Source organism: Streptomyces sp. XM83C (assembly GCF_023072675.1).
Lineage (GTDB): Bacteria > Actinomycetota > Actinomycetes > Streptomycetales > Streptomycetaceae > Streptomyces > Streptomyces thermocoprophilus.
The window spans coordinates 1-8,706 of sequence record NZ_JALLGL010000267.1 but is presented as its reverse complement, the minus strand read 5'-3'; the positions used below and the strand labels follow the sequence as shown (position 1 = coordinate 8,706).

Here is an 8,706-nt window from a genome sequence, read left to right as displayed (position 1 = left end):
GCGTCGGGGGACGGGGTGCCGGTGCCGGTCTCGGTGCGGCCCTCGGAGGGGAACACGTCCTCGGCGGGGGCCTCCTCGGAGGGTTCCCGGACGGTGAAGCGGTAGTCGTTCGACTGCCCCACCCAGTCCCCGTCGTCCTCGTGCCGCTGCACGACGGCCGCGTTGACGGTGACGTCGTCCGGTACGGCGTCCGCCGCGAACGCCAGCCGTACCTCCACGGCGAGCCTGCCGCGCGGGCCCACGGTGAACCCGTGGAAGCCGTCCTCGTCGGTGAACGCCCCGACCAGCTCGTCCTCGTCGGTCTCCTCGAAGGGCACGGTGTGCTCCCGGCCGCCGTGGGAGAACTCCAGGCGGGCCTGGGCCGGCGTCAACGCGTGCCGGCTGTCGACGAGGACGACGACCGGGTGGATGCCGGTGCAGGTACGGGCGGTGGTGTTCCGCAGTTCGATGCGCCAGGTGCCGGGGCCGCCACCGGCCTCGTACGACGCCGGTCCGCCGACGATGCGGGCGCTCAGCGGGAACCGGCCCGCCGCGGCCTCGGCCCCGCTACAGCTCGCGTCGGGCTCGGAGGGGGCGGGGGCCGGGCGTGCGGCGGTGCGGGTGGTGGTGTGGGTGGTGGTGTGAGTGGCGGTCGTGGAGAGCAAGGCCGACTGCGCGGCGGGGGCCGAGGGGGGAGTGGCCGGTTGTGCGGCGGAGGCCACGGGCGGGGCCGCCAGGAGGAGTGCGGCGGCGGGGGCCAGGCAGGGGGACAGAGGCTTGGGCAGTCGCATAGTCATATGAGCCTGACGGTGGCCGCCTTCGGGGCCCGGACACCACGCCCTCGGGGGGCCTCGAACGGGGGACGGCACCGGGGCCGATCGGGGGCGCTCCGCAGTTCGCCGGGTGCACCAGGGTGTCGTACGGCATGACCGGGCCGAACCGCCGGCTCGGCGCCGCGCCACATCACCGGGCCGAGCTGCCCCTCGGCGCCACGCCACATCACCGGACCGAGCCGCCCCTCGGTGCCGTACCTCAGTGCCGGGCCGAACCGCAGCCCCGGCGTCATTGCCGGGCCGGACCGCAGCCCCGGCGTAGTCCAGCGCACCACAGCGCCGAACCGCCGCCGTATTGCATCACCGGGGCGAGTCGAGGTCGGCGCCGTACTCACCGCACCCGAGGGGTCACCCGCCCCATCCGAACACGCCGCCCAGCACCAGCTCCGCGGCTCCCACAGCGACGCCGCGCTCGCCGCCCGCGGCCTGCCGTACCGGTACCGCTCCCCCGACGGCGCCCTCGCGGCGGGCGCGGGCCTCCAGGACGTCGGCGACGCCCCGTACGAAGACCTCGGGTGCCGCCGTCACCGTCCGCCCGCCGAGCAGCACCAGGTCGATGTCGAGCAGCCCGACGAGGTTCGCCGCCCCGGCGCCCAGTACCCGCGCCGCCTCCGCCAGGTCGCCGCCCGCCACGGCGGCCAGACACAGCGCTTCGATACAGCCCCGGTCACCGCAGGTGCACGGCGGCCCGTCCAACTGGATGACCTGGTGCCCGAACTCCCCCGCCCCGGTCCGCGCCCCCCGGTGCACGACCCCGCCGATCACCAGACCGGCCCCGAGCCCGGTCCCGAGATGCAGATACGCGAAGGAGCCCACGGGACCGGCCCCGGCCCGCCCGTCGCGCTCCCCCGCCACCGCGAGTCCCAGCGCCGCCGCGTTGGTGTCCTTGTCCACCACGACCGCTACGCCCATACGCCCGGCCAGCGTCTCCCGCAGCGGGAACCCCTCCCACTGCGGGAAGCCGGTGACCCGGTGCAGCACGCCCCTCGCGTGGTCGAGCGGCCCCGGCAGCGCAACCCCCGCCCCGAGGAGCGTGCCCGCGGGTGCCCTCTCCGCGAGGGGTTCCGCCTCCCGGAGCACGGCGTCCACCGCCGCCTCGGCGCCGGACCGGGCCAGGTCCACGGCGGCGCGCCGTTCGGCGACGATCCGGCCGGTCAGGTCCACGAGGACGGCGCGGACCTCGTCCCGGTCCAGGTGCACGCCGAGCGCGTGCCCGGCATCGGGCACGAGCCGCAGCACGGTCCTGGGTTTGCCGCCGGTCGACGCGCGTCGGCCCGCCTCCGCGGCCAGCCCCTCGTCCCTCAGCCGGGCAGTGATCTTGCTGACGGCCTGCGGGGTGAGCCCGGTCCGCTCGGCGAGTTCCAGCCGGCTGATGCCGTCGTCGCCGGCGCGCCGCAGCAGGGCGAGCACGAGTGTGGCGTTGTGGCTGCGCAGGGCCAGCAGATTGGCGCCGCCGTTCGTCCTGTTCACCACGCCATTGTCGCCCGTACTTGCACTTTGGCAACAGCGTTGCGAAAGTGGGGGCATGACTGGCACTCCCCTCGGCGGCCCTCCCGGCACCCCGGCCCGCCCCCTGCGCGTCGGCCTGGTCGGTTACGGCCTCGCCGGTTCCGTCTTCCACGCCCCGCTGATCGCCACCACCGAGGGCCTCGCCCTGGACACGGTGGTCACGTCCGCCCCCGAGCGGCAGCAGCAGGCCCGCACCGAACACCCGGACGTGCGTGTCGTCGCGACCCCGGACGAGCTGTTCGACCGCGCCGGCGATCTCGACCTCGTCGTCATCGCCTCCCCCAACAAGACGCACGTACCGCTCGCCACGACCGCGCTGAAGGCGGGCCTGCCCGTCGTCGTCGACAAACCGGTCGCGGGCACGGCCGCCGAGGCGCGTGAGCTGGCCGCCCTCGCCGAGGAGCGCGGTCTGCTGCTGTCCGTGTTCCAGAACCGCCGCTGGGACAACGACTTCCTCACCCTCCGCAAGCTTCTCGCCGACGGCGAGCTGGGCGACGTATGGCGCTTCGAGTCCCGCTTCGAACGCTGGCGCCCCCAGCCGAAGGGCGGCTGGCGCGAGTCCGGCGACCCGGCGGAGATCGGCGGCCTGCTGTACGACCTCGGCAGCCATGTCGTCGACCAGGCGCTGGTCCTGTTCGGTCCGGCGGTGCGCGTGTACGCCGAGTCGGATGTGCGCCGCGCCGGTGCCGCCGCCGACGACGACACCTTCATCGCGATCACCCACGCCGGCGGTGTCCGCTCCCACCTGTACGTCTCCGCCACCGCCGCCCAGCTCGGCCCCCGCTTCCGCGTCCTCGGCTCCCGCGCCGGGTACGTCAAGTACGGCCTGGACCCGCAGGAGGCCGACCTGCGCGACGGCGCCCGCCCCGGCGCGGACGGCGCCGAGTGGGGCACTGAGCCGGAGTCGCTGTGGGGCCGTATCGGCTCCGGCGAGTCCCCGGTCAGCGGCGGCGGCAGCCCCGTACCGACCCTGCCGGGCGACTACCCGGCCTACTACGCCGCCGTGGCCCGCGCCCTCACCGGCGCCGGACCCAACCCGGTGACCGCCCTGGAGGCGGCTGCCGCGCTCGATGTGCTGGAAGCGGCCCGGCGATCGGCCCGAGACGGAGTGGCGGTGACCCTGTGATGAGCGGACACGGACCGACCCCGAGGCTCCAGCCGGAGCTGACCCCGAGCGTGGAGGAACTGGAGGCGCAGGAACGCCGCCTGGTCTTCCGCCGGTTCACCCATGACGACGCATGGGAGCTGGGCTCCCTGCTGGTACGCATGGCCCGCGAGCGCCAGGCCCCGGTCGCGGTCGACATCCACCGCGGCGGACAGCAACTGTTCCACGCGGCGCTGCCCGGCTCCACGCCCGACAACGACGCCTGGATCCGGCGCAAGCGGCGGGTCGTCGAGCGCTACGGCGCCTCCTCCTATCTGGTCGGCGCCCGCTTCCGGGCCAAGGGCACCACCTTCGAGGAGTCCTCCCGCCTCGACCCCGACGTGTACGCGGCGCACGGCGGTTCCTTCCCCGTGCACGTCGAGGGCGTCGGCGTCGTCGGCGCGATCACCGTCTCGGGGCTGCCGCAGCTCCAGGACCACCGGTTCGTGGTGGAGGCACTGGAGGAGTTCCTGCGCCCGGACGACCCGGACCGGGACCGCTGACCGCTGACCGCCGGGGGCTGAGGCTGACGGCTGACGGCTGACGGCTGAGCACAGCGGAAGCGCACCCGAGACGGGCCCTGGGGCCGGGGTCCTGGGCCCGAAAGTCCGTTCCCCGGAATTAAGTCGGGACACTCTCCGGTTGGCACTGGCGAGCACCACGAAGGATCATCGCCGCCCCAGCCGGAGGGACCCACCCGTGAGCAACCCCGTGAAGGAATCGATCGGCCGATACGGCATCTTCAGCCTCGGACTGCGCTCGGAGGACCCGCAGCGCCGAGGCGAACTCGACGAGGCAGCCGCCGAGTTGGAGGAGCTGGGCTACGGCGCCCTGTGGCTCGGCGGCAGCAGCTCCGCCCGCCACGCCGCGCCTCTCCTCGGCGCCACCCGGCGCATCGTGGTCGGCACCGGCATCCAGAGCATCTGGCAGTACGACACCACCGAAACCGCCGCCCGCTTCGCCGAGCTGGAGGCCTCTCACCCGGGCCGCTTCGTCCTCGGCCTCGGCGCGTCCCATGCCAAGCTGGTCGAGCAGTACCGCCGCCCGTACTCCTCCCTCGTCGCCTACCTCGACGGGCTCGACGCCGCCGGGGTCCCCGCCGGACGGCGTGTGCTGGCCGCGCTCGGCCCCAAGACCCTGACGCTCGCCCGGGACCGGGCGGCGGGCGCGATCCCGTATCTGACGAGCAGTGACCACACGGCCCGCGCCCGGACGATCCTCGGCGAACAGGCGCTGCTCGCGCCTGAGTTGAAGGTGGTCCTGGAGGAGGACCCGGCTCGCGCCCGCGAGTTGGCCCGCGGTGCGCTCGCCATCTACCTGGACCTGTCGAACTACACCAACAACTTCCTGCGGGACGGCTTCACCGAGGACGACCTGGCCGGCGGCGGCAGCGACCGGCTGATCGACGCGGTCTTCGCCTGGGGCACGGAGGACACGATCCGCAAGCGCATCGACGAGTTCCGCGCGGCGGGCGCCGACCATGTCTCACTCCAGGTGGTGCACGACGGGCCGCGCGACCATCTGCCGCGCGATGGCTGGAGGCGCCTCGCGCAGATCCTGGCCTGAGCCCGACCAGGCGCGCAGATCCCGGCCGAGCCCGTCGATCTCCAGCTCCACGACGTCCCCGGCCCGCAGATACGGCTTCGGCTCGGGATGCCCCATCGCCACCCCTGCCGGGGTGCCCGTGTTGATGACGTCACCCGGGTACAGGGTCATGAACCGGCTGACGTACCGCACGACCTCGGCCACCGGGAAGATCTGCTCGGCGGTCGTGCCGTCCTGTTTCAGCTCGCCGTTGACCCACAGCCGCAGCCGCAGGTCCTGCGGGTCCGGTATCTCGTCCGCGGTCACCAGCCACGGCCCCAGCGGGTTGAACGTCTCGCAGTTCTTGCCCTTGTCCCAGGTGCCTCCCCGCTCGATCTGGAACTCGCGCTCGGACACGTCGTGCGCCACCGCGTACCCGGCGACATGCGCGAGGGCCTCCTCGTCCGACTCCAGATAGCGCGCAGTACGGCCGATGACGACGGCCAGTTCCACCTCCCAGTCGGTCTTCGTGGAGCCGCGCGGCACGAGCACCGTGTCGTTCGGGCCGACCACCGTGTCCGGCGCCTTGAAGAAGACGACGGGTTCTGCGGGCGGCTCGGCGCCGGTCTCGCGGGCGTGGTCGTGGTAGTTCAGCCCGATGCACACGATCTTGCCGATCCGCCCCAGCGGCGGCCCGATCCGCAGCCCGGTCCGATCCAGCGCGGGCAGCTCACGGGAGTCGGCCGCGGCACGGACCCGGGCGAGAGCGGCGTCGTCGGCGAGCAGCGCGCCGTCGATGTCGGGCACCAGACCCGACAGGTCGCGCAGGGTTCCCTCGCCGTCCAGCAGCGCCGGCCGTTCCGACCCGGCCGTACCGACGCGCAGCAGCTTCATGGATCCTCACCGTCTTCCTCGATCGGGGGCGCCCGGCCGATGGAGCGACCGGGTGCGGCCGTGGCGCAGCCATCGGAGGACTGTTCGATCCTCCAAGCCCGCATTCCACTCCGCAAGACCCCGTTCACGTACTGGACCGTCATGACGCGGGGGCCGCTGCTGTCGCGCCCCGGCAGGCTCGGGCGCCACACCAGCCCGGCTCGCCGTCACGCCGTGGCGGGCTGCTCCAGTGCCCCGCTGCCCGCCGGGTACAGCACCGCCCGTTCCACGGCGCTCCAGGTCGTGCTGGTCACGACGTACAGCGCGGCGGCCAGCGGTACGACCGCCACGGTGATGAGGGTGGCGAAGGACATGAACGGCATGACCTTGCCGACCGCCGCCAGGCCGGGCACGGAACCCTCACCGCCTGCGCCGCCCGAGGCCGACAGCGCGCCGCTGTCGGCCATGGTCCTGCGCGTCCGGCGGAAGTTGAACGTGGCGACGGCGAGGACGACGGCGAACAGCCCGAGGTAGACGACCCCGGCCGGTCCGAAGACCCCGCCGTCGGCGAGGGCGTCGTGCCAGCGGCCTCCCAGGGGCGCGGCGAACAGTTCGTGGGTCAGCAGCTCGTTGCGCTCACCTCCGATCGTGGAGCTGGCGAACAGGTGGTACAGCAGGAAGAACGCGGGCAGCTGGAGCAGGCTGGGCAGGCATCCCGACAGCGGGGAGACCTTTTCCTTCGCATGCAGCTCCATCACGGCCTGCTGAAGCCGCTCCGGGTTCTTCGCGTGCTTGCGGCGCAGTTCGGCGATCCGGGGCTGGAGTGCCGCGCGCGCCCGCTGTCCGCGCGCGGCGGCCCGGGACAGAGGATGCACGAGGAGCCGTACGAGCATCGTGAACAGGACGATCGCGGCGGCGGCGGACGAGGTGTGGAACAGCGGCTGGAGCAGCTCGGCGAGCTGCTCGACGAGTCGGGCGAACAGGGACATGGACGGGTGAGCCCTCCGGGGTCACGTCGTGCCGTGCAGGCAGCGGTTGCGGCTGGGGACAGCGGCGTGACGACCGGGCATGGGGCATGGCGGCCCGCGAGGACGACGCGGCGGCCCGAGGAAGGCGCGGGTGTGCTGCGTCGGCCCTGCGGGTGTGCGGGGAGAGGTGCCGAAGGGTGCCCTATGCGGCGGTCGCCGGGAGGGCGGCTCCTGGTGCCCTGGGCCGGCGGCGGCCGGGCGCGTCGGGATCGCGCTGGGGCAGGAAAGCCGTACGGCGGGACCGGTCCCGTATCGCTGTACGTATCCGGGCCCGGGGTGTGACCGGTACCGACCGCGCGCTGATCACGGCGCAGGCGGTGAGCGCGGCCCCGGCGGCGGCGGTCGCGGCGAGCGCGACGGTCGCGGAGAGGCCGCCCGCGTCCAGCAGGGCGAACTGGAGGACGAGGAGGAGCAGGGCGAGGGCGGGGCGCAGCATGTCCCGGCCGGGCATCGGCATGCCGCGGTCACGCACCATCGTCGGTCCCCCCTCTGTCTGCTCTGCGCGCCAGTATGACGTCTGCTTCCCCGCGCGGACCACGCGGACTCGGTCACCAGCGGCTCCAGCAGCCGCTCGCCGCAGCAGTGCCTTGCTGACCGGATCCGCCGGATTCGGGTCGAGTCCCGGCCCTGGCACCATCACAACGTCCGACACCGGCACGATGGTTCCGCACGTGCCGCATTCTCCGTACGGGCGGTTCGACCTGGCTGTTCACGCTGCTGCGGGTCGCCCAGGGCGCCGCCGGCGCCGCACTGCTCGCAAGCAGCCTCGGCCCGGTCGTCCACGCCTTCCCGGACCCACGCGGCCGACTGCGCGCCACCGGCGTGTGCTGCGGGACGGCCGGACAAAGGGAGGAAACACGAAAGGAAGGTAAGGAACGGCCCCTGGCCTGCGGATACCTCACGACATCGGCGTAACGGCAGTACGGTGTCACCCATGCGCCCCGACACGCCCGCCGAAAACGTCGACCACGCCGCCGAGGCCGCCCGCCTGGAACGGACCGCCGGCCTGTATCCCGAGGACGCCGAGAGCCTGCTGCTGCGCGCCGCCGCCCACCTCGAACTCTCCGGCGACCGCCCCGCGGCCACGGCCCTCTACGACCGCCTCCTCGGCTCGGCGGCCGACCTGGACAACCCGCACCTGGTCCGCGCGCTGAAGGCCTCCAACCTGTGGGAGTACGGCCACGAGGCCGAGGCCCGCGCCATCATCGACGGCATCCGGGCAGCCGCGCCGCGCGACCCGGCGCCCTGGGTGATCGTCGCCGAGGCGCTGGAGTCCCACGACGAGCTGGAGGCGGCGCACGACACGTTCACCGAGGGCGCCCGCCTCCTCCTCACCGACACCGACGAACCCCCCTACGCCACCCACCCGCTCCTCTTCGGCCGGCACCGGGTACGCCGCATGCTGGGCGCCGCCCACGACGACTGGGACACCCTGGCCGACACCCTCAACACGGCACCGGTGCCCCTGGACGAACTCCACGACCCCAACCGCGTCTGGTCCCTCGGCTCGGACAACCCGGCCGAACTGGCCGCCGAGATCTCCCGCCTCCGCGCCGAACTCGGCACCTACCGCGAGGCCCTCTCCCGCCCCTTCCCGGTGGCAGTCCTGCACTGGCCGGAGCCCGAACTGGCCGAACTCCTCCGCGACTACCCGGCCCTGGCCCCCGAATACCCCTCGTACGAGGCCCACCTGGCCACGGTCGAGACCTCCCTGCGCGAACTGGCCGCCTCCGGCACCCAGAACCTCGGCATCGTGACGGGCACGGTCCCCTCCTACGAAGCCTTCGCCGCCTCGGAATCCACCACCCCCACCGAC

At 73.7% G+C, this 8,706-nt stretch carries 9 protein-coding genes; 4 read left to right on the top strand and 5 right to left on the bottom strand.

What is annotated here, in order from left to right; genetic code table 11:
- A partial coding sequence (locus tag MTQ10_RS24025; RefSeq protein WP_247472245.1) for a hypothetical protein occupies window positions 1–644 on the bottom strand: 644 nt, incomplete at its 3' end.
- A 516-nt stretch (window positions 645–1,160) separates the two neighbouring features.
- Window positions 1,161–2,339, bottom strand: a complete 1,179-nt coding sequence (locus MTQ10_RS24020) for an ROK family transcriptional regulator (RefSeq protein ID WP_282612551.1) — start codon at window positions 2,337–2,339, stop codon at window positions 1,161–1,163.
- Between MTQ10_RS24020 and MTQ10_RS24015 the strand changes: the two genes are divergently transcribed.
- From MTQ10_RS24015 to MTQ10_RS24005, 3 genes are all read left to right on the top strand, one after another.
- Window positions 2,338–3,447 (top strand): Gfo/Idh/MocA family oxidoreductase, encoded by a 1,110-nt coding sequence (locus MTQ10_RS24015; RefSeq protein ID WP_247472243.1) that lies wholly within the window; start codon window positions 2,338–2,340, stop codon window positions 3,445–3,447. The genes MTQ10_RS24020 and MTQ10_RS24015 overlap by 2 nt on opposite strands.
- Window positions 3,447–3,968 (top strand): heme-degrading domain-containing protein, encoded by a 522-nt coding sequence (locus MTQ10_RS24010; protein ID WP_247472242.1) that lies wholly within the window; start codon window positions 3,447–3,449, stop codon window positions 3,966–3,968. The genes MTQ10_RS24015 and MTQ10_RS24010 overlap by 1 nt, the downstream gene beginning before the upstream one ends.
- Window positions 3,969–4,164: 196 nt before the next feature.
- Complete coding sequence (locus tag MTQ10_RS24005) at window positions 4,165–5,031, top strand: LLM class F420-dependent oxidoreductase (protein WP_247472241.1); 867 nt, start codon at window positions 4,165–4,167, stop codon at window positions 5,029–5,031.
- Here MTQ10_RS24005 and MTQ10_RS24000 read toward each other — a convergent pair.
- The 3 genes from MTQ10_RS24000 to MTQ10_RS23990 all read right to left on the bottom strand — a co-directional run bounded on the left by MTQ10_RS24000 (window position 4,951) and on the right by MTQ10_RS23990 (window position 7,365).
- On the bottom strand, window positions 4,951–5,883 hold the full coding sequence (locus tag MTQ10_RS24000) for a fumarylacetoacetate hydrolase family protein (RefSeq protein WP_374117676.1): 933 nt from the start codon (window positions 5,881–5,883) through the stop codon (window positions 4,951–4,953). The two genes, MTQ10_RS24005 and MTQ10_RS24000, sit on opposite strands and share 81 nt — an antisense overlap.
- A gap of 206 nt (window positions 5,884–6,089) precedes the next feature.
- A complete protein-coding gene (locus tag MTQ10_RS23995; RefSeq protein ID WP_247472240.1) occupies window positions 6,090–6,851 on the bottom strand; it encodes a YidC/Oxa1 family membrane protein insertase in 762 nt (253 codons plus the stop codon).
- Between the two features lie 181 nt (window positions 6,852–7,032).
- Window positions 7,033–7,365 (bottom strand): DUF6412 domain-containing protein, encoded by a 333-nt coding sequence (locus tag MTQ10_RS23990; RefSeq protein WP_247472239.1) that lies wholly within the window; start codon window positions 7,363–7,365, stop codon window positions 7,033–7,035.
- A 459-nt stretch (window positions 7,366–7,824) separates the two neighbouring features.
- On the opposite strand from MTQ10_RS23990, the gene MTQ10_RS23985 reads away from it, so the two are divergent.
- Window positions 7,825–8,706: hypothetical protein (locus MTQ10_RS23985; protein WP_247472238.1), on the top strand; the 882-nt coding region annotated here is incomplete at its 3' end.

What these genes read in the sequence shown, in the direction of transcription:
- MTQ10_RS23995 (WP_247472240.1), bottom strand. Translation starts at nt 6,851, where the DNA reads ATGTCCCTGTTCGCCCGACTCGTCGAGCAGCTCGCCGAGCTGCTCCAG.
- MTQ10_RS23990 (WP_247472239.1), bottom strand. Translation starts at nt 7,365, where the DNA reads ATGGTGCGTGACCGCGGCATGCCGATGCCCGGCCGGGACATGCTGCGC.
- MTQ10_RS24020 (WP_282612551.1), bottom strand. Translation starts at nt 2,339, where the DNA reads ATGCCCCCACTTTCGCAACGCTGTTGCCAAAGTGCAAGTACGGGCGAC.
- MTQ10_RS24015 (WP_247472243.1), top strand. Translation starts at nt 2,338, where the DNA reads ATGACTGGCACTCCCCTCGGCGGCCCTCCCGGCACCCCGGCCCGCCCC.
- MTQ10_RS24000 (WP_374117676.1), bottom strand. Translation starts at nt 5,883, where the DNA reads ATGAAGCTGCTGCGCGTCGGTACGGCCGGGTCGGAACGGCCGGCGCTG.
- MTQ10_RS24010 (WP_247472242.1), top strand. Translation starts at nt 3,447, where the DNA reads ATGAGCGGACACGGACCGACCCCGAGGCTCCAGCCGGAGCTGACCCCG.